We start from the raw sequence: 25,714 nt of genomic DNA on the forward strand, positions 1-25,714 counted from the left end.
GTGACTGCGTTCGACTTCACTCCCACGGCATCCGCGATCTCTCGCGCTCTCAAGCGCGCTGAGAACGGTGTGACGCTCGACGCGAGCGAGGCCGAAACCCTGCTGCACTGCCGCGGAGACGACCTCGATCGACTGCTCGCTGTGGCGGGGCGGGTTCGGGATGCGGGGCTCGAGAAGGCCGGACGCCCCGGTGTCATCACCTACTCGCGCAAGGTGTTCATTCCGCTCACGCACTTGTGCCGCGACCGCTGCCACTACTGCGTCTTCGTGCAGACGCCGAACCAGCTCGAGGCGCAGGGCAAAGCGCCGTTCTTGAGCCCCGACGAGGTGCTCGACATCGCGCGTCAGGGTGCCGCGCTCGGCTGCAAAGAGGCGCTCTTCACGCTCGGCGACCGACCCGAAGACCGCTGGCCCGCCGCCCGCGAGTGGCTCGACGCCCGCGGTTACGACTCGACGATCGACTACCTGCGCAGCGTCGCGATTCTCGTGCTCGAAGAGACCGGACTGCTGCCGCACCTCAACCCCGGCGTCATGACCTGGCAAGAGCTGCAGCGGCTCAAGCCCGTCGCGCCCAGCATGGGCATGATGCTCGAGACCACGAGCAAGCGGCTGTTCAAGACGCGCGGGCTCGCCCACTTCGGCTCGCCCGACAAAGACCCCGAACTTCGCCTGCGCGTGCTCGAAGACGCTGGCCGCAGCGCCATCCCCTTTACGACAGGCCTGCTGCTCGGCATCGGCGAGACCTACGCCGAGCGGGTCGACGGCATGTTCGCCATTCGCGCGACCGCGCGTCGGCACGGGCACGTGCAAGAGGTCATCATTCAGAACTTCCGGGCCAAGCCGCGCACGGCCATGCGCGCCGCCGACGACCTCGCGCTGCAGGAGTACATCGCCGCCGTCGCCGTCAGCCGCCTCGTGCTCGGGCCGAGTGCCCGGGTGCAGGCCCCGCCGAACCTCACCGACGCCGAAGAGCTGCAGCTGCTCGTGCGCGCCGGCATCGACGACTGGGGCGGCGTCAGCCCGCTCACCCCCGACCACGTCAACCCCGAGCGCCCCTGGCCGCAGATCGACGAGCTCGCGCGCCTCACGGCCGAGACCGGCTTCACGCTGCGTGAGCGCCTCACCGCGCACCCTCACTACGTGCGCGCCGAAGAACCGTGGCTCGACCCGCGCATCGTGCCGCACGTGCGCGCGCTCGCACTGCCCGACGGTCTCGCCGATGAATCGGCTGTCGTGCAGGGATCACCGTGGCAAGAGCCCGACCCCGACTGGGCGACGCGCGAGGGCACCGGCCGTACTGACCTGCACGTCGAGATCGACACCGAGGGTCGGCGCACCGAGACCCGCGGCGACTTCGACGACGTCTACGGCGACTGGGCCGAGCTGCGCGAGAGCACGGCCGCGGCACGAGGGCCGCGCATGACGAATGAGGCGCGGCGAGCATCCGTCGCCGTCAGCACGGGCGTGCGCGCGGTGCTGCGGCGAGCCGAGGATGCTCCGGCCGGCTTGACCGACGACGACTACCTGACCCTGCTCTCGGCCGACGGCGCCGACCTCGACGCGCTCGCGCACCTCGCCGACCGCGTGCGGCACGACACCGTGGGCGACTCGGTCGGCTACGTCGTGAACCGCAACATCAACTTCACCAACGTCTGCTACACAGGCTGCCGCTTCTGCGCCTTCGCGCAGCGACGCACCGATGCTGACGCCTTCACGCTCTCGATGCAGCAGGTCGGCGACCGGGTCGACGAGGCGTGGGCGCTCGGCGCGACCGAGATCTGCATGCAGGGCGGCATTCACCCCGACCTTCCCGGCACGGCGTACTTCGATCTCGCGCGCGAGGTGAAGAAGCGCCAGCCCGAGATGCACCTGCACGCCTTCAGCCCCATGGAGATCGTGAACGGAGCATCCCGCACCGGGTTGTCGTTCGCGGAGTTCTTGACGGCGGCGAAAGAGGCGGGTCTCGACTCGATTCCGGGTACGGCCGCCGAGATTCTCGACGACGAAGTGCGGTGGGTGCTCACCAAGGGCAAGCTGCCCGCCGCCGAGTGGATCGAGATCGTCAGCACGGCGCACCGCCTCGGCATTCGCTCGTCGAGCACGATGATGTACGGGCATGTGGATGCTCCGCACCACTGGGTCGCCCACCTGCGCACCCTGGCTCGCGTGCAGGACGACACCGGGGGCTTCACGGAGTTCGTGCTTCTGCCCTTCGTGCACGCGAATTCGCCGGTCTACCTCGCGGGTGTGGCGCGGCCCGGCCCGACGCCTCAAGAGAACCGTGCGGTGCACGCCGTCGCGCGCTTGATGCTGCACGGCCACATCGACCACATTCAGACCTCGTGGGTCAAGCTCACCGACGACGGCACCAAGCTCATGCTGCAGGGCGGCGCCGACGACGTGGGCGGCACGCTCATGGAAGAGACGATCAGCCGCATGGCCGGCGCCGACAACGGTTCGGAGAAGACGGTCGCCGAACTCGAGGCGATGGCCGCGTCGATCGGGCGCGTCGCGCGCCAGCGCACGACGACATACGGCACGCCGAGCCCCGAGCGCGTCGCGGTCGCCCAGGCGCACCGCGAGCAGGGCTATGCGGCGACCGGCCGACGGCTCGCGCTGACGATCACCGACGTGCGCGACGGGGCCTAGCGCGACCTAGAGCAGGGCGCGCGTGCGGGGGCCGAGCACGACGACTCCCTCAGCGTCGAGCCTGACGAGCTCGTCGAGCTGCGAGAGAGTGTCGACGTCACGCCGCAGCCCCGACGTCCGCGCGACTTCAAGTTCGGCATAGCCGCTGCGGCCATGCTGCTCGGCTGAGTCGTCGCCGAACCGCAGCGAGTGCGGCAGCCCCTCTTGCGCGACGACGAGGGTGGTGCCGGCCCCATCGGCGTCGGGCACGAACGCCCAGTGGTGCTCGCTGGCCCCGAGCAGGGCGGCATCGAGGTCGGCGGGCTGCAGGGCGGGCAGGTCGCCGAGCAGCACCGCCGTGGGTAGGGCATCGTCGCATCGCGCGAGGCCCTCGCTGATGGCGACGAGAAGCCCGAAGCCCGGGTCGGTCACGACGTGCACGCCGTCGACGGGTTCGGCGAGCGACCCGACGACGAACAGCTCGCCAACGCTCGGTGACCGGCGGGCCGCCTCGACGGTGTCGAGCGCGATCGCCGCGGCGAGCGCCACGCGCCGCTCTTGCGCTTCGGGCGAGGTATCGACAGCGAGCCGCACCTTGGCGCTGAGAGCCGGACGCACCGGGATCACGAGCGAGGCGCGTGCAGACATGAGGATGAGCCTAGTTGTCGGCCACACCGGCCATCGAGGCCGAATCGACCGAGAACCGCTCGTCACGCGGTGTGCGGTCGAGAAGCGACACGGGCGCGATGCGCGCGATCGCGCGGGCCCACCAGGGTGCCGACCCGCGCAGGGCGCCCAGCACCCGGGCCGTGGAGCCGGGAGTGGTCGCTGGCAGCGCCCCGCCCGCGAACGCCCGCTGCTCGAGCGCGTGACGCAGGGCATCGAGCTGAGCGACCTCGTCGGTCGACCACGCCGACGACCACGATTCGGCGAGCTGGCGCGGTGTCTGCTCGGGGTCGGCGAGCAGCCCCAGATCGCGCGCTGTGTCGCGCGCCTCGCGCCAGTGGTCGAGGGGATCCGGCGAGCGCAGCCGCGCCGTGCGACGCAGTACTCGCCAGAGCGCGGGGGCGAGCACGAGAGCGACGAGCAACGCGGTGAGGGCCGCGGCGAGAGCGCGAGCATCCGTGCCGCCATCGAGCGTGCCCGGTGCCCCGGAACCGTCTGCCGACCCGTCGTTGCCGCCGTCGATGAGTCCGCCCGCGTCGGGAGCGTCGGTCGGCCCGACGACGCGATCGACCGGGTCGGTCTCGGTATCGGTACCAGGAGCCGGCGCGTCGGGCCCCGCATCGATCGGCTCGCCCGTCTCGGGGTCGATCTCGGGCACATCGTCGGGTGCCGGCACGTCAGCAGAGGCGTACTCGGGCACGGCTCCCCGTGAAGGGGTCGGTTCGAACCGCACCCAGCCGATGCCATCGAAGTGCAGCTCAGGCCACGCGTGCAGGTCGTCGGTGCTCACGATGTACTCGCTCGGTGCGTCGGGGTTGCGCACGCCGGGCAAGAAGCCGACCGCGATCCGCGCCGGAATGCCGAGCGTGCGCGCCATGAGCGTCATCGCCGAGGCGTAGTGCACGCAGTAGCCCGCGCGCGCCTCGAGGAACACGGCGACGATGTCTGCACTCGTGCCGTCGTAGCCGAGCTCGACGGGCGCCGACTCGGAGTAGACGAAGTCGCCCTGGGTGAAGTATCGCTGCAGTGCGAGCGCGGCGTCGTAGGCCGAGTCGCCTGGGGCCGCGTCGGCCACCTGCTGCGCCGTGAGGGCGATGATCGGGTCGATGCCCTCGGGCAGGGCGCGGTACGGCTCGAGTCGCGGTGCGGCCACGAGGGCGCTGCGCAACTGCTCGGGCGTCGGCTGTGCGACCAGGCTTTCGACGTCGTAGGCTCCCTCGCGCACGCTGCCCTCGACCGTGCTCAGGGTCACTCCGGCGGTGTTCACGCGCCACTCACCCGCGAGCCCTGTCACTGTCTCGGGAGCACTGGGCAACGGCAGCCATCGCGTGCGCACATTCTCGAGCTGGATGCGGGTCGACACCGAGGTGGTCTCGACTGCGGCACCGAGCCACGCGGGCGGGCCGATGGTGCTGGGCTGCACCTGCTCGCCCGCGACGACGGGCTGCACCGAGTCATCGGTGAACTCGGCGAGGTGCGAGAGCGTCAGGTAGAGGCCGCCGTCGGCGTCGGTGCTGTAGCGCAGGGCGGTCACGGGGGTGTTGCGCCGCAGGTCGTCGCCGAGTTCGAGCACAGGGTTGATGCCCGTGACGAGGCCCGCGACTCCCCCACCGGGCAGTGCGGCACCCGCGACCACAGAAGGCAGCAAGGGCGGCACGATGAGCGCCGCGACGAGTACCGAGGCCGCGACCGCGACCGCGCGACCGAGTGCGGGTGCTCCACCGCTCGCCGCGGGTCGATGCAGAGCGAGCAGCAGCAGGAAGGCCGCGGTCGTCGCGAGCACCGTGAGCAGCGGCAGGGCTCCTGGAGCGAGGATCACCGGAACAGCGAGCATGCCCAGCAACGGGATGGCCGCGGCGGCTGGACGTCGGCTCGCCGTCACCACGGTGTCGACGAGAACTGCGAAGGCGGCGACGCCGGAGGCGAGCAGGAAGCGGATGCCCTCGTCGGCCACTGCCGGAATCGACTGCTCGGCGATCGACAGCTCACCCGCGCGGATCAGCTCGACGAAGCGCTGCAGCGTGTCGGGCGTAGGCACGAGCCCGAGCAGCGCTGTGTCGGCGGCGAACAGCAGAGTCAGCGAGAGCAGCGCAGCGACACCCGCGGCGCCGAGTGCCGCCACCACCGAGAAGAGCCGACGCGCGCGCCGCATCGCGACGCGCACGAGCGCTGCGGCAGCGATGGCCGCGGTCGCGACGACCAGCGCCGTCGGGCCCCAGAGCCCCTCGTCGAGCAGCACGCCGAAGCCCGTGAGGGCGGCAGCGACGGCGAGTAGCGCCGCCGCGCTCAACCCCAGGGTCGAGCGCCGCTGCGGAATCGGCGAGGTCGCGCGCTCAGACACGAGAGGCCTCAGGCGCGACGGCCCAGTCGGGCAGGCTCGGCTCGGGCACGCCGAGCAGGGCGAGCCACGCGCTATCAGGGGCGAAGCGCGCAGGCACCCGAGCGACGGTCCAGCCGGCACGCTCGAACGCATCCCGTGCCGGGTCGGGGTCGATCGAGCCGTCATCGCGCACGACCGCGGCGGGCGGGCCCACGAGCAGTGCAATGGCGGGGGCGGCGGATGCGCGCTGAGCGAGCATCCATCGCGTCGTCTCAGCGTCGGGCGCGCCCGAGAGCGCGACGATCGGCAGAGAGCCCGAGCGCAGGAGTGATGGCAGGCTCGCCTCGAGGTCGTTGTCGGCCGGGGTCAGCGTGGCGATCGCGAGCGCCCCGAGCACGTCGCCGACCGGGCCGTCGGCGACCGGAGTCTGCTCGTCGTCGAGCGCCTCGCGGCCGTCGGGCGTCGCCAGCTCGACCGTGTAGCCGCGCTCGGCGAGGTGTACGGCAGCAGAGGCCGCCATGCGCACGATCCACTCGAAGTCGTCGCTCGACGCCGTTCGGCCTCGGGTGCCCCGCACGCTGCGAGCGTCAGCATATGACGCTGCCTGGGTGTCGACGATGAGCCGAGCATGGGGCCCGGCCTGCGGCTCTTCCTGGCGCACCATGAGCTCACCCTGCCGCGCCGTCACGCGCCAGTGCACGCGGCGCAGAGCATCGCCGTCGCGGTACTCGCGCGTGACGACGTCATCGTCAGACCGCTCGCGCGAGCGCGTGGTGCGCGGCCCCGCCTCCGTCGAGGGATCGGGCATCGGCCCGACCGACAGCGGCGTCACGGCCGGGATCACAAGCTGGGTGGTCGTCGCGATCGTGTCGCTCACCCGCACGGCGAGCGCGAAAGGGTCGCGGTTTTCGATCAGCAGAGGGCCGACACTCACGAGCCCGCGTCGACCGGGTGCGAAGCGGTAGCCGAAGGTGGCGGGCCGCGTCGACCGCACCTCGCGCAGTCGACCCGGGCCGGCGAAGCCGGGGTGCATGGGCACGCGCTCGACCCATTCGGCGGCTCGGGCGCGGCCATTGACGGTGACGTCGACCCGCACCGTCTCACCTTCAATGGCGACCACGGGGTCGAGTTGGCGCGTGACCCGAACGCGAGGCTGCGAGGTGGCCACGGCCAGTAGAGCGATGAGGGGCGCCGCAACCGCGACCGCCGAGATGGGCAGCAACTCGGGTCGCTCGATGAGGTAGGCGACGACTCCGATCGCGACTCCCACCACGAGAAACGCGATGCCGCGCGCGGTCAGGCGTGGCACGGTGCGACCTAGGCCCGCGAGGAGGGCACAGGCACCGCTGTGGCTGCGACGATGCGGTCAACCACCTCGTCGACACTGCGCACCGGCCGGCCATCGGGGTGCTGGGCGCGCGGCACGAGCAGCATGCGGTGCGAGAGCACGGTGGTCGCGAGAGCGTCGATGTCGTCGGGCACGACGAAGTCGCGGCCGTCGAGCGCGGCGCGGGCACGGCTGGCGCGCACGAGCTGCAGGGTCGAGCGCGGGCTGGCACCCAGCCGCAGAGCGGAGTCGTCGCGCGTCGCCTGCACGATGGCGACGGCGTAGCGCTCGACGGCGGGGCTCACGTAGACCTCGCGCGCCGTGGCGATCATGCGGCGCAAGCCCGCTATGTCGACGACGGGCGACAGCCGTTCGAGCGGGCTGCCGTGCTCGCGATCGCGCACCATGAGCGCTTCGCTCTCTGCGTCGGGGTAGCCGATCGAGATACGCGCCATGAAGCGGTCGCGCTGCGCTTCGGGCAGGGCGTAGGTGCCCTCCATCTCGATGGGGTTCTGCGTCGCGACGACCAAGAATGGGCTCTCGAGGTGGTGGGTGCGGCCGTCGACCGTGACCTGCTGCTCTTCCATGCACTCGAGCAGGGCGCTCTGTGTCTTGGGGCTCGCGCGGTTGATCTCGTCGCCGATGACGATGTGGGCGAACACCGGCCCTGGCGTGAATTCGAAGGTGCCGAGCTGCTGACGAAAGACGCTGACGCCCGTGATGTCGGCCGGCAGCAGGTCGGGCGTGAATTGAATGCGGTTGACCGTGCCGGCGATGCACTTCGCGAGGGCTCGAGCGAGCATGGTCTTGCCGACGCCCGGAACATCTTCGATCAGCAGGTGCCCCTCGGCGAGCAGCACGGTGAGAGCGATATCGACCGCTTCGGGCTTGCCGTCGAGCACGCCGTTCATGGCCTTGCGGATGCTCGAACCGAGTTCGGCGAACTCCTCAGCGCTGAGGCCCTCAGCCGTCGACGTCGTCATCATGCTCATTCCTCGACTCTGCCACGATCGGGCAGAGAGCGCTCTGGGAGTCTTCTGACCGCGAATGCCCGGTCAGTTGTAGCCGATCATCTGAACGCCGGCAGAGAAGCCGTCGTCCCAGGCTTCTTTCGTGCCCTTCGTGAAGAGGTCGTCCTCGGCCGGGCGCACCAGGCTGCGAGCGCCCGGTGCCGCGGCGTCGAGCAGTCGCTCGAGTCCGCGAACGGCTGCCACGGGAATGCCGCTCGACTTGCCCTTCACGAGGTCGGCGGCGGCCGCGATCTCGTCGCCGACGGCTGGCGCCGTGACCTCGAGCAGTTTGCCCGCGGCGTCGTGCGAGCCTCGGAGGTCATCCAGCAGGCGCACGCCGCTCGCCCCGATCGCGATATCGGTCTGGCCCTCTCGCCAGGCTCGCCCGGCAGTGTCGGTGATGACGACGCCGATCGGTGCGCCGACGACCGTTTCGACGGCGGTGCGGATCGCCGCGGCACTCGCATCAGGGTCGACCGGCAACAGCAGCACTGTGCCGTCGGCGGTGTTGCTCGCGTCGACGCCGGCGGCGGCCATGACGAGACCGAGCCGGTTCTCGACAATGCGCGTCGTGCCGCCGTCGGCGCGCGTACGTGTCGCCACAATGCGCACCGTCTCGTCAGTGATCGCCTGCTCACGGTCGGCGGCATGCACGATGCGGCCCTCGGCCTTGCTCACGATCTTGCTCGTGACGGCGAGGATGTCGCCGGGAATGACGCCCGCGTCACGCGCCGCGTCGGCGATCAGACGCGGCAGGTCGTCGCCGGGAGCCACCTCAGGAAGACCCGGAATTCCCCACACGCGCAACTCGGTCACTGGCCCATTCTGCCCCGGTATGCCGTGCGAGTGGATCCCTGCTGAGCCAGTGTGCCTCTCGCGGCACATGCCGCAGACGGCACATACCCGAGAGGGTGCGGCCCCGCCCGCGACGAGCCCGCTCAGATCGGCGACTCGCCCCGCTCGAGCTGCTCGAGGTAGCCAGCGAGCTTGCGTTCGCGGGTCTCTGCCCGCTTGACGCCGTCGAGGCGGAACACGATGCCGAATCGGGCAGTCGAGCTCAACGACGCGAACGTCGAGGCGGCCGAAGGCGAAGCATCGAGAGCCGCCTGCAGATCAGCGGGCACGACCATTCCCTTCTGGCTGTAGGCGGCATCCCACCGCCCGTCGGCTTTCGCGCGCTCGACCTGGTCGAGACCCGGCGGGCGCATACGCCCCGCGTCCGTGAGCCTCTCGATGATGCCGACGTTGCGCTGCGACCACACCGACCGAGGACGGCGCGGTGTGAAGACCTGCAGTGAGTAGTCATCGTCGAGGCCGTAGATCTGCCCATCGATCCAGCCGAAGCACAGTGCCGATTCGAGCGCTTCGTCGTAGGTGATGCCCGGCGCGGTCGAGCGCTTTTTGCGCATCTTCAGCCGCACTCCAGGGTCGTCGAGGTGCTCGGCGAGCCACGACTCCCACGCCTCGACGCTCTCGAACAGCAGCGCGGGCTTCTCAGAGTTCGCGACCACGGTTCGAGCGTAGAGGCGAGGGGCGACAGCGACTACGCGGGCTTTGTGGCGACGCCGTCGAGCCAGAGCGTGTCACTGGCGTCGCTGTGGGTGCCACCCGTGCCGACGTGCTTCGGATCGATCGACGGACCCTTCTTGATGACGTGCACCATGGCCATCGCATGCCCGCGCCCGAGACCGTAGTCATCGGCGAGCCACTGCACGATCACACCCGCTTTCACCGCTGCGTCGTCGTAGCCGTGATCTCGGGCCTCGTCGAGTAGCGCGCGCGGCGTCTTGCCGGTCTTCGCCTCGATCGCGTCGAGGTACGCCTGGAACGACATGGATGCCCTCTCTCCGTCTGGCTGCGCTCTCGGCGCCCTGCTCTGAGCCTAGAGACCGGCCAGCTGCAGGTCACGCGCCCGGCTCAGATCGTCACGATCACCTTGCCGCGGGCGTGACCGCCCTCGTTGTGCGCGACGGCGACGGCAATGCGTTCGAGGGCGTAAACCTCGTCGACGACGACCCGCAGCGCACCCGTGCCGAGCCAGTCGGCCAACTGCTGCAGGTCGTCGGTGTCGCGCTTCGCAAGAAACGACGTGTAGGTGCGCTTCGAGAATCGGGAGGCGATCGCCAGCCCGGCCGGTGCTGCGAGCGGACCGAACCACTGGCCCTTCGGCGCACCGCAGGCGACGAGGGTGCCGGTCGCCGTCAGAATACGCGCGAGATCGCGCCGACTGCGCATGCCCGCCAGCTCGAGCACGAGGTCGAACCGAGCCAGGCCGTGTGCGACCTCGGTCGTTGTGTAGTCGATCACGTCATCTGCCCCCAGCCGCGCCACAAGCTCCACGTTGCGCGTGCTCGCCACCGCCGTGACGTGGGCACCGAGCAGTTTCGCGATCTGCACGGCGAAAGTGCCTACCCCGCCCGAGGCGCCGATGATGAGCACCCGGGGGCGCATCGGCTCGACCTCGCCCGGCAGCCACGCCACTGGCGCCATGAGCCCGCCCGTGCGCAGACCCTGAAGCGCTGTTATCGCGGCCACACCCACGCCACCCGCATCGGTCATCGCCAGCGCCGTCGGCTTGTGCACGAGCCCGGCCTCGCCCACCACCATCAGCTCGCTCCAGGCCGCAGAGCCGAAGCCCAGCACCTCGTCGCCAACGGCAAACCTGGTCACCCCGGGTCCGACTGCTTCGACAGTTCCGGCGACATCAGAGCCCATGCCGGTCGACGAAGCCTTGGGACGCGTGAGACCCCGCATGATCCGCACCAGATAGGGCTTGCCGCGCAATTCGTGCCAGTCGAGCGGGTTCACCGAGCTCGCGGCGACGCGCACGAGCACCTGGCCTTCACGGGCAACGGGAGTCGGAGCATCCACCACACGCAGCACTTCGGGCCCACCGTACGTGGTGGCGACGACTGACTTCATGACGGGCTCCTTCGGGCTTCCGCTGAGTTGCTTACACTGTATGCTTACGGCGTAAACTACTCATGGATCGACCACCCTGTCAAGGAGGCCGCATGACCCCGCCCCGGGATGCCCTGAGCTACGACCGCGTGCTGCAGGCTGCCCTCGCCCTCGCCGACGTGCACGGACTCGAGTCGCTCAGCATGCGCCGTCTCGGCTCGGAGTTAGGGGTGGAAGCCATGTCGCTATACCGCCATGTGGCCAACAAAGACGCTCTACTCGACGCCATGGTCGACGCCATCGTTCAGACGTGGGTCGACGACGCGCACCCCGCGGTTGACGACTGGCGCGCTCGCCTCTCGTCGATCATGCACCGCGCCCACCGCGCCCTGCTCCAGCGGCCCTGGGCAGTCGAGCTGGTCACGGCGCGACCCCGGGTCGGCGACGCGCGGCTGCGCTATGCCGAAGCGGTCACCACCGCCCTTCTCGACGGTGGCTTCACGCCCCAGCTCGCCCACCACGGACTGCACATTGTCGACGGCACCATCATGGGTTTCACCGCCCAGCAGGCACGCCGCCCCAGTGCGGCCGCTCTCGGCGATCGGGTGCAGGCGCTGCATGACGGCACCCTCGCCGACACGTATCCGGGGATCAGCCGCACCATCCGCGAGCGCCACGATCACCATGAGGAGTATGCGCTCATGGTCGATTTGGTGATCGAGGGGCTAGGTCGCCTGCGCGACGGCCGGCCGCCACGCCGCAGTGAGTCGGGGGCGGCATACGCGCTGTCGTTCTCTTAATCTGCCCCCGCTAGGCGCGCGAGAACAGCCGCGCGAAGAAGCCGGGCTCGTTCTCGTGACCCTGGCAGCGATCACGCTGCGGAATGCCCCGCATCACCTGGTTGACGTGCTGACCGCACCCGGTCCAGGTGGCCTTGCCGCACTTACGGCACGTGATCTGCTGGCACATCGTGACTCCTTCTGTCGTGTCACGATCATCTTACTGCATACCCCAGGGGGTATTCTTCAACGCGGGGCGCGCTCCAGCGCGAAGTAGGCGTTCGCCCGCGGAGTCCACAGCCAGCTCAGCACGATGGCCGAGATCAGCACGCTCACGACGCCGGCGAAGAGGGCGATTCCTCCTGAGGTGAGGGCGATGATCTGAGTGGCGATCGAGACGACGCGCACGGCGGTGAAGATCAGCCGCGAGAGGTTGCTACCGCGCAACAGGCCCCCCGCGACGGCCACCACGATGATGCCAGCGATGATGATCGTGATGGCCGTGAGCAGCCCGCCCGGCACCGGGTTCTGCACGATCGCGGCGCCTGTGACGAGCACGAGCAACATCGAGCCGCCGATGATGTCGACGATGCCGCCCACATAGGCGAGCACGCCAATGAAGCTCACGCCGCCAGGTCGACGCGCATCCACAGTGGGTGACGAAGCCTGAGTCATGCGCTCACTGTAACGAAACGGCATCGGTCGCGATACGGCGAGTTTCGGTCGTTGCGCGACGGCCGTCGGGGGCGCTAGGTTCTGTGAGCGCCATATGACGAAAGGAGGCCGAGCGTGTTGATTCGATTCACCCAGGGGATGATCCCCACCACCGCCGGCTTCGTCGGCGTCTTCACCGCCTGATCGGGCAGCAGCACTTCCGCCGCCCGCTCCATGCCGGTGGCGACGCTCTCGAAGCCCGATTCGAACTCTTTCGAATCCGCCACGGCTCTGACGGCTGCACCTGATCGTGGGTGCGCTGCGCAGGGCTCTCGGGCGGCGCGCGCGACCGTGCGCGCCGCCCTCCCCCGCTGTGCCATGAGCACCGCATCTCGACAGGGCTGCACCACCGTGCGCCCGACGGCAGTGAGGAACCACTTCTGATGAACACCACCATGACGGCGGCCCGGCCGGGTCGTCAACAGCAGCACCCCCCGAGTCCTACGATCACGACCCGCGCTTCGGCGCGGCGCGTCGGCCTCATCGACCGTCTGGCCTTGCGGCTGGGCGTGGCGCTGGTCGCCTGGAGCCGACGGCCGCGCGAGCTCGACTCGCGCGACCAGCTGTCTCGACAGGTGCAGCGCGAGATGTCGACCGAGCAGCGCGAACGGCAGACGCAGCGACTCATGCTGCAGCTGCTGCCTCCGCGCTAGCGCGAGCGATGACAGCACTGAGCCGGGCGCCTGGCGGCTACCTACCCCAGGCGCTCGGCGGGGCTTCGATCACCGGCACGTCGGCGTACGACCAGTGCGCACCGTTGTTGTACATGCCTGTGGCCCAGCCCGAGAACCAGATCGCGCGCTCGACCTCGGCCGTCGGCGCAGAGGCGCGCAGCGTCGCAACGATTTCGCTGTAGCGGCCCAAGGTGTTGAGCGCCTCGGCAGCGTTCTCGGCAGCGTCGACGAGGGTCGCGTAGCGACCGGTTCCGCCCCCACCGCCCGAGCCCCAGCCGTTGTTGAGCGGGTTGTTGCGAGTCCACCAGGCGTCAACGTAGTTCTCTTGACGCATCCACCGCGTCACCACAGTCACGTTGCTGTCGGTGAGCGGAAAGTCGCCCATCAGCAGCACGAGCTTCGCCCAGTCGTGATTCGTGCCACCGGCGATGAACGTCTCGTACCCGGGAGTGGCCCCGAAGTCGTGACGCTCGGCAATCGGCAGAGCATCCACGGCCGCGACTGCGAGCGGCTGCGCGTTCTCATCGACGTACACGGCGAACAGTTCTTCGCGCGTCGGCGTCGAGAAGCCCAGGCTCGCCATGAGCACGAGGCCAGCGATGATCGACGTGAAGACCGTGCGCGTCGTCGACCAGGCGTGACGTCGGTACGCCGCGCGCGACGCGTGACGACGGTGCTTCGACATGGTGCGGAATCCCCCCAGAGAACGTCACCGGGCGGGAGTCTGGGCCAGTGACAGTCTTCTAGGAGACCAGCGCCCGCGGCGATGGCCCGGATTCGCCCAGGTTCAGCTGAGCGCCCGCAATCGGGGGGCAAGGTCGCGCTCGAACAGCTCGAGGAACCGGCGCTGGTCGTGGCCCGGGGCGTGGAACACGAGGTGGTTCATGCCGTACTCGACGTACTTCGCGATCTCGGCGACGACGGCGTCAGGGTCGTTGCCGACGATCCAGCGCTTCGCGATCTGCTCGATCGGCAGAGCATCCGCCGCCTTCTCCATCTCGACCGGGTCGGTGATGTCGTGCTTCTGCTCTTTGCTGAGCGAGAGTGGCGACCAGAACCGGGTGTTCTCGAGGACCGCGTCGAGGTCGGTGTCGTACGAGAGCTTGATCTCGATCATCCGGTCGATCTGCTCGAAGTCGCGGCCGACCTTCTCGGCGCCTTCCTTCACGGCCGGGATGAGCTCGTCGGTGTACAACTCGACACCCTTGCCCGACGTGCAGATGAAGCCGTCGCCCGCGCGACCCGCGTAGCGCGCGACGAACGGCCCACCGGCGGCAATGTAGACGGGAATGGGTTGCTCGGGCCGGTCATAGATCGACGCGTCGTGCGTCGAGTAGTACTCGCCGCGAAAGTTGACGCGGTCGTCACTCCAGAGTTGCCGCATGAGGTCGACGCTCTCGCGCAGGCGCGCGAAGCGCTCTTTGAACTCGGGCCACTCCTGTTCACCCGCTCCGGCGAAGCCGGTCGCGATCTCGTTGAGTGCCTCACCCGTGCCGACACCCAGGAAGATGCGCCCCGGGTACATGACGCCCATCGACGCGAAGGCCTGGGCGAGCACAGCGGGGTTGTAGCGGAACGTCGGTGTCATCACCGAAGTTCCGATACGGATGCTCGACGTGCGCTCGCCGACCGCCGACATCCACGTCAACGAGAACGGAGCATGCCCTCCTGTGTGCCGCCACGGCTGAAAGTGGTCGCTCACGGCGACGCTCTCCATGCCGTGCGCCTCGGCCGCGACCGCGATCTCGACGAGCTCGCGCGGGTCGAACTGCTCGGCCGAGGCTTTGTAGCCGAGAGTGAGGGGGTGCGTCATTGAGGGTCCGTCCGTTCAGTAGTCGAGGTCATTCCGAGATCGCGGCGCGCAGCGTCTCGATCGAGGTGAGAGATGCCGTGCGCCATTCGCGCAGGTCGTCGTCGCCCGCTTCTTCCCAGAGCTCGTAGAGCTCGGAGCCGTCGGAGCCGACGGCCCGCTCGGCCGCGGTGAGAATGAAATCGTAGGTCTGGTCGTCGAATTGCGTCGAGATCAGTCTGATGTCGACCTCGTCGAGCGCAGCAGGCGGGTCGATACGACCGAGCGCCGTGAGCGCCACCTCGGTCAGGGCGAGGGCGATCGAGCCGCCCGGCTCTTCCAGGTACTCCGAAGCCATGAGCTCGCGCAGCTCGTCGAACGAGAAAGTTCCGTCGACGAGTTCGTCGACGGCATCCATCGCCGCATCGTTCTCGAACGCGCCTGATCCCCATGCACCCATGGTGGCCACCCTAGCCACTGGTGCCCGGTGCATGACTGGTGTTCACTGTGAGGTGCTCGCGCGTTCGCGCAGGCGATCGCACCTGCGGCCCGAGGAGGCCCCGCCATGCTTGATGCCATCGGCACCGTTCTTCCACTCGCCGTGGCGCTCGCCCTGAGCCCGCTCGCGATCGCCTCGGTCGTGCTCATGCTGCTGTCGAGCAAGCCGAGGGCTGCGAGCTTCGCCTTCTTGATTGGCTTCGTCATCTCGATCGCCGTCGTCTCGACCGCGGCCTTTCTGCTCGCGTCGGTGCTGCCGCACAGCGACGACGACACCTCCATCTCGGCGCCCTACCTGCTGCTGTTGCTCGGAATCGCGGCGATCGTGCTCGCCGTGCGTCAGTGGCGCGCGCGCCCGAAGCCTGGCGACGAACTCGAACTGCCGGGGTGGATCGCCAAGGTCGAAGGTATCTCGACCCCTTCGGCGTTCACGCTCGGTGCGTTCTTCGGCGGCATCAAGCCCAAGAACCTTCTGCTGAGCGTCGGCCTTGGCGTGAGCGTCGAGGCGACCATGATCAGCGGTGGCGAGGCCGCGATCGTGCTCGTGGCTGTCGCCGTGGTCTCGTCGATTCCGATCATGGTGCCGGTGGTGCTCTCGATGGTCGCGCTCGAGCGCATCAGCGGCGCGCTCGACCGGCTGCGCGACTGGATGGTGCGTCACAACTCTGCGGTGGTCGGCGTCATTCTGCTGCTCGTGGGTGTGTTGCTCATCGGCAAGGCCCTCAGCACCCTCGGCGCGTGAGCGGTCGCGCGTGCTGACGGTCATCGGCGAGACTCTGCCGCTCGCGATCGCCATCGCCTTCAGCCCGTTCGGAGTCGTCGCCGTCGTGGTCATGTTGCTGTCGAGCTATCCGCGTGCCACCAGCATCGGTTTCGTGCTCGGGTGGGCTTCGGGCATCGCCGTGGTCGGTGTGGCCGGCTACCTGCTCGCCGAGCTCGTGCCCGAAGGAGTGGGCGGCGGAAGCGTTATCGGCCCCATCACGCTGGTGGTTCTCGGCAGCGTGAGCATCGGCTTCGCAGCACGGCAGTGGCGCGGGCGGCCCAGCGCCGACGACGAGGTCGAGCTGCCGGGGTGGATGTCGCGCATCGACGGGCTCTCGGCCCTGCGATCATTCGCGCTCGGTGCCGCACTCGCCGCCACGAAACCGAAGAACATCATTCTGGCGTTCGGGTCGGGCGTCGCCGCGAGCACGGCGGGCCTCGTCGGCGCTCAGGCGGTCGTGGTGCTCGGGATCTTTCTCGGGGTCTCGTCGATCTCACTCGGAGCGCCCATCATCGCCTTTCTGATCGCCGGCGAACGGGTCTACGGCAGTCTCGAGAGCATTCGCGATTGGATGATCCGCCACAACTCGGCGATGCTCGGCGTGATCTTGCTCTTCGTCGGTGTCGTACTCGTGGGCAACGGCCTCAGAGCGCTCTGAGCCGCTCGGGCCCGACGTCAGTCTTGATCGACCGTGTCGAGGTATTCGGCCACGGCCCGCGGCACGTAGGGCGCTACATCGCCGCCCAGCGCCGAGACCTGCCGCACCAGCGAGCTCGAGACGTGAGCGTGAGCGGGGTCGGGCAGCATGAAGATGGTCTCGACGCCCGCGAGGTTGCGGTTGACGATGGCCATCGGCGTCTCGTAGGCGACATCGACCTGGCTGCGCACGCCCTTCACGAGCACGCTGGCTCCGACGTCAGAGCAATAGTCGACGAGCAGTCCGACGCTCCAGCTCGTCACGAGAATGCTGTCGGGCAGCGCTCGGTCGGCGACCGCCTGCTCGATGAGCGACACCCGCTGCGCAATCGGCAGCATCGCTTCTTTCGCCGGGTTATGCACGACGACGACGTGCACTTCGTCGAAGATGCCCGCCGCCCGCTCGATGACGTCGAGATGGCCGAGGGTGACGGGGTCGAACGACCCGGGAACAACAGCAATGGTGCTCATGCCCCCACCCTAGCGAGCACAGATCACACGGATGTTTCGTCGTCAGACTTCAGAGTTTCGATCGAGCCCGTGTCGACGCGGTCGGTGTCTGAGTAGTTCGCCGTCACCAGAATCGGCAGGTGGTCTGACTCGCCTTGCGGCAGGGTCGTGACCCGCGTGATGTCGAGTCCGATCGACGTGGCGAAATCGAAGTGGCCTCGAAAGAACTTGTAGCGGGTGTACGTGCGCGCATCGCTCAGAGTGACCTCGTGACCGGTCTCCTGCACGCTCGTCGAGAGGTGGTCTTTGAAGATGGGGTAGTTGAAGTCGCCGACCATGAGAGTCGGCAGCGTCGACCCGAAGCTGTCGAGCGCCTCGTGCGCCGCGCGGATCTGCGTGCGGCGCAACGAGTTGAGCGCCGTGAGCGGGGCGGCGTGGAAGCACCCGACGACGAGCTCGCGGTCGTGCACGCGATCGATCAGGTGAGTGCCGAGCAGCCGCTCGTGGGCCGGTTTGGCGATGACATCGTGCAGCGAGCGCTTCAAAGCGAAAGCCTTCGTGCTCAGCGCCTCGAAACGCTCGCGGTTGTAGAAGATCGCCAGGCCGAGCCGATTCAGCTTGGTCGCATCGGCGAGATGCAGCGGGCCGAGCTCACGTGGCAGGTCTTCGGTGTCGACCTCTTGCAGGCACAACAGGTTGGGTGAGTGCGACTCGACGAGCTTCTCGAGCTCGCCGCGGGCGGCGTGCTTGCGCAGGTTGTACGAGATGACCCTCACAGGCCTATCTTCTCTCCCGCGCGGTCAGCCGCGAAATCGACGAAACGCTAGTTCTTCGCCAAGAAGTCGCGGGCGGCGTCATCGAGACGGCGATCGAGCGCGGCCTTGAGCGCCGGATGCCCGCTCAGCGCCGCATCCCCCTCGAGCACCCCGTCCGCGGCCTCGCGGGCCGCGAGAATGAGGTCGCCGTCGGTGGCCACACGCAGCAGCTTGAGGCTCGAGCGCCCGCCGCTCTGGGTAGCCCCGAGCACGTCGCCCTCGCGCCGCAGCTCGAGGTCGACCTGCGCGAGCTCGAAGCCGTCGAGCGTGCTCGCCACGGCCTCGACCCGCTCGCGCGCCAGGCTCTCGGGCACCGCGGCGGTCACGAACAGGCACAGTCCGGGCACGCCGCCGCGCCCCACGCGGCCGCGCAGCTGGTGCAACTGGCTCACGCCGAACCGGTCGGCGTCGACGACGACCATGGTCGAGGCGTTCGGCACATCGACGCCGACCTCGATGACGGTCGTCGCGACGAGCACGTCGATCTCGCCGCGCGCGAAGGCCTGCATCGTCGCGTCTTTCTCGTCGGTCGCCATCCGGCCGTGCAGCGGCTCGACTCGGCGCCCGGCGAGCGCTGGGTGCGATTGCAGCAGGGGCGTCAACTCAGCGACGGTCGCGGGCGGGCGGGCCACCGCATCCACGTCGTCGGCAGAGCCGTCGGTCGGGTCATCGGCCAGAGCATCCGGGTCGTCTTCGCGTGTCGCTGGGTCGATCGCCGGCACGACGACGAAGCCCTGCCGACCCTGCTCGAGCTCTTCGCCGAGGCGCTGCCACACGCGATTCCACCAGCCCGGCTTGTCGGCAAGCGGCACGACGTGGCTCACGATGGGCGTGCGGCCCGCGGGCAACTGGGCGATCGTCGAGATGTCGAGGTCGCCGAACACCGTCATCGCCACGGTGCGCGGAATCGGCGTGGCTGTCAGCACGAGCACATGCGGCGGCCGAGCGCCCTTGCGGCGCAGGCTCTCGCGCTGCTCGACGCCGAAGCGGTGCTGCTCGTCGACGACGACAAGGCCGAGGTCGGCGAACTGCACCTGGTCGCCGAGCAGGGCGTGGGTACCGATGACGATGCGGGATGCTCCGCTCGCGATCGCCAGCAGCGCCTTGCGCCTCTCGGCCATCGGCAGCTGCCCGGTGAGCAGCACGGGCCTGAGGCGGGCAGCGCGGTCAGGGCCGAGGGTGTGCACGATGGAGCGCAAGTGTTGCGCCGCGAGCACCTCGGTCGGAGCGAGCAGAGCGCTCTGCCCGCCGCTCTCTGCGACCGCGAGCATGGCGCGCACCGCGACGAGGGTCTTGCCCGACCCGACCTCGCCCTGCACGAGCCGGTTCATCGGTGCGTCGGCGGCCAGGTCGCGGGCGATCTCGTCGCCGACGAGCACCTGGTCGTCGGTGAGCGTGAAGGGCAGCTCGGCGTCGAAGCCGGCGAGCTCGGCGCCGGGCGTGCGCGGCGTCGCGGGCTGCTCGCGCAGGGCCGCGCGACGTTGCAGCAGGGCGGCCTGCAACACGAAGGCCTCGTGAAAGCGCAGGGTGTCGCGCGCGCGGCGCCACTGGCCGTCATTCTCGGGCCGATGGATGTACTGGTATGCGGTTGTGAGGTCGAGCAGCTCGGGGGCTTCAGAGTCGTGGGCTCGCAGAGCCGAGCGCACCTCGGCGGGCACGGGGTCGTCGAGCGTCGGCAGCGTATCGAGCACGACGCCGAGCGCCTTGGCGATCTGCCAGCTCGCGACCGTCGAGGTCGCCGGGTAGATCGGAATGGGCATCATCGCCCACTTCTTCGCCTCGGGCCCCGAGTCGCGCTCGTCGCCCGCTTCGAAGAGCTCGTAGTCGGGGTGCGCGAGCTGCCGCGTGCCGCGGTACTCGCCGACCTTGCCGGCGAAGATGCCCCGCACCCCGGGCTTGAGGTCGTTCTTGCGCCACGCCTGGTTGAAGAACGTAAGAACGAGAATGCCTTTGCCATCGGTGATGCGCACCTCGAGGATGCTGCCTTTGCGCTGCTTCATCGACCGCTCGACGACCTCGATCACCTCGGCGACGATGGTCACCGACTCGTCGACGCGCAATTCGCTGAGCGCGGTGAGCTCGCCGCGCCGGGCGTAGCGCCGGGGATAGTGGGTGAGCAGATCACCCACCGTGAGCATCCCGAACGCTTTCTTCAGCGAGTTCGCGCTGCGATCGCCCACCGCGCTGCTGAGTTTGGCGTCGAGCGGGCTGGTGTTCACGGGTTCAACGCTACTCGCGCGACCCGACCGTCTGGCGCCCCGGCGCCGTGCGCCGCCCAGCAGCGCAGTAGCGTGGAGGCCGTGACACGCATCATCTCCGGGTTCGCGGGCTCGCTGACGCTCAAGGTGCCGAGCGCTGGCACGCGCCCCACGAGTGACCGCGTGCGCGAGGCGCTCTTCAGCGCGCTCGAGGCCCGCGACGCGATCGCCGGAGCACGCGTGCTCGACCTTTACGCCGGCTCGGGAGCCCTCGCGCTCGAAGCCATCAGCCGCGGGGCCGCCTCGGCCGTGCTCGTCGAGAAGTCGTACTCGGCGGTGCAGGTGTGCAAGGCCAACGCCGCGCTCGTGAGTGGTCGGGCGGGGCGCGGCGAGAGGCCGAGCATCCGCATCATCGGCAAGCCCGCGACCTCGTACCTGTCGTCGGCGCTCGACCAGTTTGATCTCGTCTTCATCGACCCGCCGTACGAGGTGGTCGGGCTCGAGCTCGACCACGTACTCGAGGGGCTCGTGCCGCGATTGGCGACGGATGCGGTGATCGCGCTCGAGCGCTCGTCACGCACCCCGGTGCCCGCCTGGCCCGCTGGACTCGCGCTCGACAAGATGTCGCGGTACGGCGAGACGGCGATCTACTGGCTGGAGCCAGAATCCGATAGATGGAGAGAAGTCCCTTAGAGCGCAAGCTTCGTTCACCGATTGCTCCACGCCACACCTCACCCTGCCTGCTTGCGATCGAACTTGGGTTGGCCGCCGCCGAGTTCCACTAGGCCCGGTAGCCAGTGCCGTAGGCAAAGGACACAAGACCAAGAGCACTCTTGTGCTTCGGATCCCACCAACGAAGTAAAGGTTCGCCGCTCCTTGCTTCAGATTGGTTCGAGCGGGGCGTTGGTAGAGCCTGCAAAGAAGACCTCTACGAAGGTGGGTCCTTGCGAAGTCTCCAGATTGGCCACCCCTGCATCTCACTCAATTCGTCTGGTGTGAGTTGACCCGCCAAGAAAGCCACCTCCTCCTCTTCTCCAAGAAGCAGGGCGCAGGCCAAGAGGAGCTTCCGCGGAGAGATCTCTGAATCGTCTTTGATGCTCTTTCGGAAGGCGCGCACCTCGTTGCGTTCCGGAGCCGAAAGACCGCCCTTACGCCATTTCATCTGCCAAGAATTCAGTAGATGCTGTGGTTTCTGTCCCTCAGAAGCAATGAGCCAGTTGTTCAGCGCGATTGCCGCTTCGAGCAGTTCCTCCGCTCGCGCCTCGTGCGTATCAGCCGCCGCGATCAAGGCGAGCACACGAAGATTTGCCTGACCGAATGTCGAAGAATAGTCCGACAGCGCTTCATAGGCTCCGACGATCGAGCGCAGGTTCGCATTCAGAACTGTGCCAAGTTGATCGGGTTCCACCATGTCGTACGCAGTTACTGGAATGACCTGACGAACTCCCTCATCGATATAGCTCATCCTGTATTGCTGGCGAGTCAGATCATTGAACGGGTCGACCATTCGCCATCTCCCCGGCTTGCTCCCGGGAACGACCAAGAACATGAGCCCCCAGTCCCCCACCTTCTGAAGCACACGAGAAGTCTCGAGCTCTGGATCGGATATCTCCTCACCGTGAACGAAGGCCCGTCGAAGCACGCTCAGTTGCCTCGAAAGCTTGTCGTCGATTGCTTGGATGTCGATAAACCGCGTGTCCACATTCAGCAAGTCGAAAAGCTCACGGAGTTCTCTAAGCGCACTAAGGTGCGTGATCAACTCCGCGTCTGAGTCACCTTCCGCCATTACGAATTGCTGCTCAACACCGTCAATGCTGATTGCCCGAGTGGCGAGCAACGCGGCGTAAAACTCAAGGCCCTTCAGGCGGTCCGCAAGGGAGCGCTCCAGCGTGAACGAGAAACTCATCGAGTGTTGATCGCCAGAAGCTCGAAAGACGATGCTCAGACCAGCTGCAAGTTCAATCTCAACTGAACCGTCGGCCGTTTGAACTGCTGTCCCGCCCTTGTACGCCATATCTCCACTTCTGAACTCCACGGCGATCGGACGCTTCGTAAAGGCCAGCGGCGTGACTTGAAAGACCCCCGACAAGGGAACCTCGAGCCCATCCTCAGTGGTGAGCACAAGCGCAAAATCGGCAGAGCCAGGGGAGAGAGTTACTGGCACAGCGAAGTCGATCTCTGTTGCTGTGTGGATGGTCAAGCTCTTCATCCGCTCGAAGAGAACCGCATCGAATCCTTGAGAGATGCGCTGCTCCCGTGTCTTCAGAGCTAACGCGAAGATGGGCTGGATCTCCGATGGCGACGTGGGGAACAGCTTCAGGCCAACCGTTATGTTTTTGGTCGTTGGCGACGACCGGGCAAAGTGGTCCTCGATGGCGAACGGTGACAGCAGGGCGCAATACGTGGTACTCGCACCGGAGTCTTCGACCAACACCACGAAGTAGAGCACGCCGGAGTTTTTCTGGTACGCCTTCAGATCAGTGCGCTTGATCGAAAACGTTATCGACGTCCGCTCGTTTGCCTTTACTGACCGACCCTTTACTTGAACGTCCACCCTGCCCAACCATTGCTCTTTGGACTGCTTCAGGCCGGAGTAGAGGTCGACGTGACCATCAGTGAAGGGGGTCTTGTCGTTCAGCGAAATGTAGGGCTTTAGGGCGGTGCAAGTGGCCACGAGCCGACTGACCTCAGCAACGGCGATCGCCTCGACATCCACCGTTTCATTCTGGCAGTCGGACCCGACAGAATCAGGTTTTGGAAGGAGCTCCCCGCCTACGGTGACCGCTCAACGTGTCAGCAGGCACCATTGGGATCGCCGAGGGCCATAGGTGCAGGACCGGTTAGTTGAGCCCAAGCTCTGGCGCGCTCCCCGCCCAAGTGCGCCAATCGGAACCGAGGGGAGCTAGAACTCGCCGGTGTGGTCGAAATCCGCGGGCGGCATTTGCCGCACGGTGCTGTGGTCGGGTTCGAGCTCGCCAATACATCTCGCTACGGCGAAACGGTCATCTACTGGCTGGAGCCGACCGGCAGCTGACACGGGTCAGCGGTCGTACACTTCGCGGCGATGGCCAAGCGTCACGACGACGATGAGCAGCACTCCGTCGTCGATCGTGTAGATGATGCGATAGTCGCCGACGCGCACGCGCCAGGCGGGTCGCCCGCGCAAGGGTTTCGCGGCCGGCGGCCGAGGGTCGTCGCCGAGTAGGGCGATCACCCCGCGGATGCGCTCGCGATCTCGGTGGTCGATCTTCTTGAGGGCTCGAATGGCGGCCGGCCGCAGTTCAATTCGGTAGCTCACGCCCAGCCCAGGTCGGCCTTCGCTTGCGCCCAGGGGATGTTCGGCCCCTCCTCTTCCATCGCCGCGTCGAACGCGGCAACGTCGTCGACTTCGTCGAGCGCGTCAAGCATGCGCTCATACTGCTCGGGGCTGATGACGACCGCAGCACGTTGTCCGCGGCGCTCGATGAACACCGCTTCGGTCTGCGAACGGTCGATGACCTCGGAGAACTGCTTGCGGGCGTCGGCGACGCTGAGGGGATTCATGTGCCTATTGTACAACCGACTCATGCAGATGTACATCAAAGTGGGTGTGACGGTCACTTCCGCTGGGAGCGCGAGTTCCGATCGTTGCGCAGCTCCACCAACAAGACCGATGCCCGCCATTCGACGGTTGCTGTAATCAATTCGCGCAATGTTGCACCGACGAGAGCCCACTGATCCGGGGTTGCGTCGTGTAGGTCGTTGCGCACGTCGAACGGGTACTGCGGGCTGAGCAATGAGTCTGCCGTCGCACTCGGAATTGGCGTCGTCGAGATCTCGGCGCGGACAACGTGCATCCCGGCCCTCGCGGAGATCTCGCGCCACTTCTCGACAGTGGACGTCGCCGCGTTCGGATCCTCAACAATCAGACCGTGCTGATGGGCGGCGCGTCGAGTCAGCGTCGGGCCGGTCAGTCCGTCGGTCACGAAGGCGGAAACAACAATGCGCCCATCGTCGGCGAGTACTCGGCGCCACTCGCGGACAGCCGCGTCGGGACTTCCTATGTAGGGCATCGCTGAAACGCAGGTGATCACGTTGAACTCCCCCGACTCGAAGGGCAGATCATGTGCACTCGCCTGGAGGAAGCGCACACCTGGCAAAGCAGTACGTGCAACTTTCAACATGGCCAAGGAAACGTCGATGCCTGTCAGGTGAGCAGCGGGCAGCGTCTGCAGGCTGCGCAAGACAAGTCCCGTGCCCGTCGCAACATCCAGCACGGTCTCGATGCTTGTCGGAGCGGCGAACCGCGCGGCGGCGTCCGCAACGGAAGCGTGAAAGGAGCCTTGGTCGTAGGTGGAGGCACGGCGGTCAAACTCTCGTTCAACCCATCCGACGTCCACGACGAAAGGTTAGCGGTCAAGCCGACCTTGTCCCGAGGTCGTCAACCTGGTCAGCCAGTCTGCCCGCTCCACTCCGCGAACGGGTCCCAGCCGCCGCGCTCGTCGAACACCCGGCCGTCGACGAGCAACGCGGGCCCGTGACGATCGGCAGCGACCACCCGGCCGATGACACGAAAGCCGCCCGGCAGCGCGTCGAGCGGCGGCGCGACGTCGGGCGGGAAGGTCGCCAGCAGCGAGTGGTCTTCTCCCCCGGTGAGCGCGAGCGACGCCGGGGCTGCGGGGTCGAGGCCATGCGCGAGCGCGACCTCGCGCACCTGCTCGCTCGAGAGGTCGAGGTTGACGCCGCTCGCGCGAGCGATGCGGCGCGCGTCGAGGGCCAGCCCGTCGCTGAGGTCGAGCATCGACGAGGCTCCGCCGAGGGCGGCGGCCACGCCGTCCGCGATCGGCGGGTGCGGCGTGAGCTGGGCGGCGAGCGGCACGGGATGCTCGGCGCGCAGCCGAGCTGCGGCATCAGCATCCGGAGCCCCCGTCGCATCGACCCCGTGCTCGAAGAGGATCCGCAGCCCCTCGGCAGCGAGCCCCAGCGGGCCGGAGACCGCGACCCAGTCGCCCGGCCGCGCGCCCGAGCGTGTCACGGGGTCACGGTCGTCGAGGTCGCCGAACGCCGTGACGGCGATAGTCAGCACGCTCGACACACTCAAGTCGCCGCCGACGACTCCGCAGCCGGGCGCGAGCGCCTCGCACGCATCGCGAAGCCCCTCGGCGAGCGCCTCGAGCTCGGCGACCGGCGTCTCGGCGGGGGCGGCGAGCGCCACGACGAGCGCTGTGGGGCGGGCGCCCATCGCCGCGACATCGCTGAGGTTGGTCGCCGCAGCCTTGAAGCCGAGATCGTGCATCGTCGACCACGCCGTGCGGAAGTCGGGGCCATGAATCATCATGTCGGTCGTGATCACGACTCGGCGGTCGGGTGCGGCGAGCACGGCGGCGTCGTCACCCGGGCCGAGCAGCGTCGACTCGCTCTCGGGCAGCAGCGGGATGATGCGCGCGAGCGCCGCGAGCTCGCCAACTGATGCGAGGGTGTCGGGATTCTGGGCGTGGCTCACGCCT

At 68.0% G+C, this 25,714-nt stretch carries 28 protein-coding genes; 6 read left to right on the top strand and 22 right to left on the bottom strand.

What is annotated here, in order from left to right; all coding sequences use genetic code 11:
• The gene (locus tag KL788_RS04885; protein ID WP_293169039.1) at positions 1–2,649 is read left to right on the top strand and encodes a bifunctional FO biosynthesis protein CofGH; all 2,649 of its coding nucleotides are present in this window, start codon (positions 1–3) and stop codon (positions 2,647–2,649) included.
• Between the two features lie 6 nt (positions 2,650–2,655).
• Here KL788_RS04885 and cofC read toward each other — a convergent pair whose 3' ends face one another.
• The 8 genes from cofC to KL788_RS04925 form a co-directional block, all read right to left on the bottom strand.
• Positions 2,656–3,276: a 2-phospho-L-lactate guanylyltransferase gene (gene cofC / locus KL788_RS04890; protein ID WP_293169041.1), complete on the bottom strand. Its 621-nt coding sequence runs from the start codon at positions 3,274–3,276 to the stop codon at positions 2,656–2,658.
• A gap of 10 nt (positions 3,277–3,286) precedes the next feature.
• Positions 3,287–5,635 carry a transglutaminaseTgpA domain-containing protein gene (locus tag KL788_RS04895; protein ID WP_293169042.1) on the bottom strand — a complete coding sequence of 783 codons (2,349 nt, stop codon included), beginning with the start codon at positions 5,633–5,635 and terminating at the stop codon, positions 3,287–3,289.
• A complete protein-coding gene (locus tag KL788_RS04900) occupies positions 5,628–6,923 on the bottom strand; it encodes a DUF58 domain-containing protein (RefSeq protein WP_293169044.1) in 1,296 nt (431 codons plus the stop codon). Before KL788_RS04900 ends, KL788_RS04895 begins: the two co-directional genes overlap by 8 nt.
• A gap of 8 nt (positions 6,924–6,931) precedes the next feature.
• Entirely contained in the window at positions 6,932–7,933 is a 1,002-nt protein-coding gene (locus KL788_RS04905) for an AAA family ATPase (protein ID WP_428846109.1), read from the bottom strand.
• A 63-nt stretch (positions 7,934–7,996) separates the two neighbouring features.
• On the bottom strand, positions 7,997–8,767 hold the full coding sequence (cofE, locus tag KL788_RS04910; protein ID WP_293169046.1) for a coenzyme F420-0:L-glutamate ligase: 771 nt from the start codon (positions 8,765–8,767) through the stop codon (positions 7,997–7,999).
• A 122-nt stretch (positions 8,768–8,889) separates the two neighbouring features.
• On the bottom strand, positions 8,890–9,462 hold the full coding sequence (locus KL788_RS04915; RefSeq protein WP_293169048.1) for a YdeI/OmpD-associated family protein: 573 nt from the start codon (positions 9,460–9,462) through the stop codon (positions 8,890–8,892).
• Between the two features lie 32 nt (positions 9,463–9,494).
• Positions 9,495–9,785, bottom strand: a complete 291-nt coding sequence (locus KL788_RS04920; protein ID WP_293169050.1) for a DUF4287 domain-containing protein — start codon at positions 9,783–9,785, stop codon at positions 9,495–9,497.
• A gap of 83 nt (positions 9,786–9,868) precedes the next feature.
• Positions 9,869–10,873, bottom strand: a complete 1,005-nt coding sequence (locus tag KL788_RS04925) for an NAD(P)-dependent alcohol dehydrogenase (protein ID WP_293169052.1) — start codon at positions 10,871–10,873, stop codon at positions 9,869–9,871.
• Between the two features lie 92 nt (positions 10,874–10,965).
• On the opposite strand from KL788_RS04925, the gene KL788_RS04930 reads away from it, so the two are divergent.
• Entirely contained in the window at positions 10,966–11,652 is a 687-nt protein-coding gene (locus KL788_RS04930) for a TetR/AcrR family transcriptional regulator (RefSeq protein ID WP_293169054.1), read from the top strand.
• Positions 11,653–11,662: 10 nt separating this feature from the next.
• On the opposite strand, the gene KL788_RS04935 is transcribed toward KL788_RS04930, so the two are convergent.
• The 3 genes from KL788_RS04935 to KL788_RS04945 all read right to left on the bottom strand — a co-directional run bounded on the left by KL788_RS04935 (position 11,663) and on the right by KL788_RS04945 (position 12,572).
• The gene (locus tag KL788_RS04935) at positions 11,663–11,821 is read right to left on the bottom strand and encodes a hypothetical protein (RefSeq protein WP_293169056.1); all 159 of its coding nucleotides are present in this window, start codon (positions 11,819–11,821) and stop codon (positions 11,663–11,665) included.
• A 56-nt stretch (positions 11,822–11,877) separates the two neighbouring features.
• Positions 11,878–12,306, bottom strand: a complete 429-nt coding sequence (locus tag KL788_RS04940) for a hypothetical protein (protein ID WP_293169058.1) — start codon at positions 12,304–12,306, stop codon at positions 11,878–11,880.
• Positions 12,307–12,380: 74 nt separating this feature from the next.
• Positions 12,381–12,572, bottom strand: a complete 192-nt coding sequence (locus tag KL788_RS04945) for a hypothetical protein (RefSeq protein ID WP_293169060.1) — start codon at positions 12,570–12,572, stop codon at positions 12,381–12,383.
• A gap of 156 nt (positions 12,573–12,728) precedes the next feature.
• Here KL788_RS04945 and KL788_RS04950 point away from each other — a divergent pair, with 156 nt between their 5' ends.
• On the top strand, positions 12,729–12,998 hold the full coding sequence (locus tag KL788_RS04950; RefSeq protein ID WP_293169062.1) for a hypothetical protein: 270 nt from the start codon (positions 12,729–12,731) through the stop codon (positions 12,996–12,998).
• A 37-nt stretch (positions 12,999–13,035) separates the two neighbouring features.
• On the opposite strand, the gene KL788_RS04955 is transcribed toward KL788_RS04950, so the two are convergent.
• From KL788_RS04955 to KL788_RS04965, 3 genes are all read right to left on the bottom strand, one after another.
• Positions 13,036–13,704, bottom strand: a complete 669-nt coding sequence (locus KL788_RS04955; RefSeq protein ID WP_293169064.1) for a hypothetical protein — start codon at positions 13,702–13,704, stop codon at positions 13,036–13,038.
• A gap of 102 nt (positions 13,705–13,806) precedes the next feature.
• Positions 13,807–14,832 (bottom strand): glucose-6-phosphate dehydrogenase (coenzyme-F420), encoded by a 1,026-nt coding sequence (gene fgd / locus KL788_RS04960; RefSeq protein ID WP_293169066.1) that lies wholly within the window; start codon positions 14,830–14,832, stop codon positions 13,807–13,809.
• A gap of 28 nt (positions 14,833–14,860) precedes the next feature.
• Positions 14,861–15,268, bottom strand: coding sequence for a DUF4259 domain-containing protein (locus tag KL788_RS04965; RefSeq protein ID WP_293169068.1), 408 nt, complete (start codon positions 15,266–15,268; stop codon positions 14,861–14,863).
• A 105-nt stretch (positions 15,269–15,373) separates the two neighbouring features.
• Between KL788_RS04965 and KL788_RS04970 the strand changes: the two genes are divergently transcribed.
• A complete protein-coding gene (locus tag KL788_RS04970; RefSeq protein ID WP_293169070.1) occupies positions 15,374–16,048 on the top strand; it encodes a GAP family protein in 675 nt (224 codons plus the stop codon).
• 10 nt (positions 16,049–16,058) lie between these two features.
• Positions 16,059–16,727, top strand: coding sequence for a GAP family protein (locus tag KL788_RS04975; protein ID WP_293169072.1), 669 nt, complete (start codon positions 16,059–16,061; stop codon positions 16,725–16,727).
• Between the two features lie 17 nt (positions 16,728–16,744).
• Here KL788_RS04975 and coaD read toward each other — a convergent pair whose 3' ends face one another.
• Genes coaD through KL788_RS04990 form a run of 3 tightly spaced genes read right to left on the bottom strand, consistent with a single transcriptional unit; the run spans position 16,745 to position 20,249 of the window.
• A complete protein-coding gene (coaD, locus tag KL788_RS04980) occupies positions 16,745–17,236 on the bottom strand; it encodes a pantetheine-phosphate adenylyltransferase (protein ID WP_293169074.1) in 492 nt (163 codons plus the stop codon).
• 23 nt (positions 17,237–17,259) lie between these two features.
• Complete coding sequence (locus tag KL788_RS04985) at positions 17,260–17,991, bottom strand: endonuclease/exonuclease/phosphatase family protein (RefSeq protein ID WP_293169076.1); 732 nt, start codon at positions 17,989–17,991, stop codon at positions 17,260–17,262.
• A gap of 47 nt (positions 17,992–18,038) precedes the next feature.
• A complete protein-coding gene (locus KL788_RS04990; RefSeq protein WP_293169078.1) occupies positions 18,039–20,249 on the bottom strand; it encodes an ATP-dependent DNA helicase RecG in 2,211 nt (736 codons plus the stop codon).
• Positions 20,250–20,330: 81 nt separating this feature from the next.
• On the opposite strand from KL788_RS04990, the gene rsmD reads away from it, so the two are divergent.
• Positions 20,331–20,921: a 16S rRNA (guanine(966)-N(2))-methyltransferase RsmD gene (gene rsmD / locus KL788_RS04995; protein ID WP_293169080.1), complete on the top strand. Its 591-nt coding sequence runs from the start codon at positions 20,331–20,333 to the stop codon at positions 20,919–20,921.
• 235 nt (positions 20,922–21,156) lie between these two features.
• On the opposite strand, the gene KL788_RS05000 is transcribed toward rsmD, so the two are convergent.
• The 5 genes from KL788_RS05000 to thiL form a co-directional block, all read right to left on the bottom strand.
• Positions 21,157–22,944 carry a hypothetical protein gene (locus KL788_RS05000; RefSeq protein WP_293169082.1) on the bottom strand — a complete coding sequence of 596 codons (1,788 nt, stop codon included), beginning with the start codon at positions 22,942–22,944 and terminating at the stop codon, positions 21,157–21,159.
• Between the two features lie 324 nt (positions 22,945–23,268).
• A complete protein-coding gene (locus KL788_RS05005) occupies positions 23,269–23,526 on the bottom strand; it encodes a type II toxin-antitoxin system RelE family toxin (RefSeq protein ID WP_293169084.1) in 258 nt (85 codons plus the stop codon).
• Entirely contained in the window at positions 23,523–23,771 is a 249-nt protein-coding gene (locus tag KL788_RS05010; RefSeq protein WP_293169086.1) for a type II toxin-antitoxin system Phd/YefM family antitoxin, read from the bottom strand. The genes KL788_RS05005 and KL788_RS05010 overlap by 4 nt, the downstream gene beginning before the upstream one ends.
• A 53-nt stretch (positions 23,772–23,824) precedes the next feature.
• Complete coding sequence (locus tag KL788_RS05015; RefSeq protein ID WP_293169088.1) at positions 23,825–24,607, bottom strand: class I SAM-dependent methyltransferase; 783 nt, start codon at positions 24,605–24,607, stop codon at positions 23,825–23,827.
• Positions 24,608–24,657: 50 nt separating this feature from the next.
• Positions 24,658–25,710, bottom strand: a complete 1,053-nt coding sequence (thiL, locus tag KL788_RS05020) for a thiamine-phosphate kinase (RefSeq protein ID WP_293169090.1) — start codon at positions 25,708–25,710, stop codon at positions 24,658–24,660.
• Positions 25,711–25,714: the final 4 nt, after the last annotated feature.

The organism is Microcella sp., from assembly GCF_019739195.1.
Lineage (GTDB): Bacteria > Actinomycetota > Actinomycetes > Actinomycetales > Microbacteriaceae > Microcella.

Excerpts from the sequence above, each read along its gene's own strand:
- KL788_RS04955 (WP_293169064.1), bottom strand. The coding sequence starts at position 13,704 with ATGTCGAAGCACCGTCGTCACGCGTCGCGCGCGGCGTACCGACGTCAC.
- KL788_RS04925 (WP_293169052.1), bottom strand. The coding sequence starts at position 10,873 with ATGAAGTCAGTCGTCGCCACCACGTACGGTGGGCCCGAAGTGCTGCGT.
- fgd (WP_293169066.1), bottom strand. The coding sequence starts at position 14,832 with ATGACGCACCCCCTCACTCTCGGCTACAAAGCCTCGGCCGAGCAGTTC.
- KL788_RS04930 (WP_293169054.1), top strand. The coding sequence starts at position 10,966 with ATGACCCCGCCCCGGGATGCCCTGAGCTACGACCGCGTGCTGCAGGCT.
- KL788_RS04950 (WP_293169062.1), top strand. The coding sequence starts at position 12,729 with ATGAACACCACCATGACGGCGGCCCGGCCGGGTCGTCAACAGCAGCAC.
- KL788_RS04965 (WP_293169068.1), bottom strand. The coding sequence starts at position 15,268 with ATGGGTGCATGGGGATCAGGCGCGTTCGAGAACGATGCGGCGATGGAT.
- KL788_RS04935 (WP_293169056.1), bottom strand. The coding sequence starts at position 11,821 with ATGTGCCAGCAGATCACGTGCCGTAAGTGCGGCAAGGCCACCTGGACC.
- coaD (WP_293169074.1), bottom strand. The coding sequence starts at position 17,236 with ATGAGCACCATTGCTGTTGTTCCCGGGTCGTTCGACCCCGTCACCCTC.
- KL788_RS04920 (WP_293169050.1), bottom strand. The coding sequence starts at position 9,785 with ATGTCGTTCCAGGCGTACCTCGACGCGATCGAGGCGAAGACCGGCAAG.
- cofC (WP_293169041.1), bottom strand. The coding sequence starts at position 3,276 with ATGTCTGCACGCGCCTCGCTCGTGATCCCGGTGCGTCCGGCTCTCAGC.
- KL788_RS04940 (WP_293169058.1), bottom strand. The coding sequence starts at position 12,306 with ATGACTCAGGCTTCGTCACCCACTGTGGATGCGCGTCGACCTGGCGGC.
- KL788_RS04905 (WP_428846109.1), bottom strand. The coding sequence starts at position 7,933 with ATGAGCATGATGACGACGTCGACGGCTGAGGGCCTCAGCGCTGAGGAG.
- KL788_RS05010 (WP_293169086.1), bottom strand. The coding sequence starts at position 23,771 with ATGAATCCCCTCAGCGTCGCCGACGCCCGCAAGCAGTTCTCCGAGGTC.
- KL788_RS04970 (WP_293169070.1), top strand. The coding sequence starts at position 15,374 with ATGCTTGATGCCATCGGCACCGTTCTTCCACTCGCCGTGGCGCTCGCC.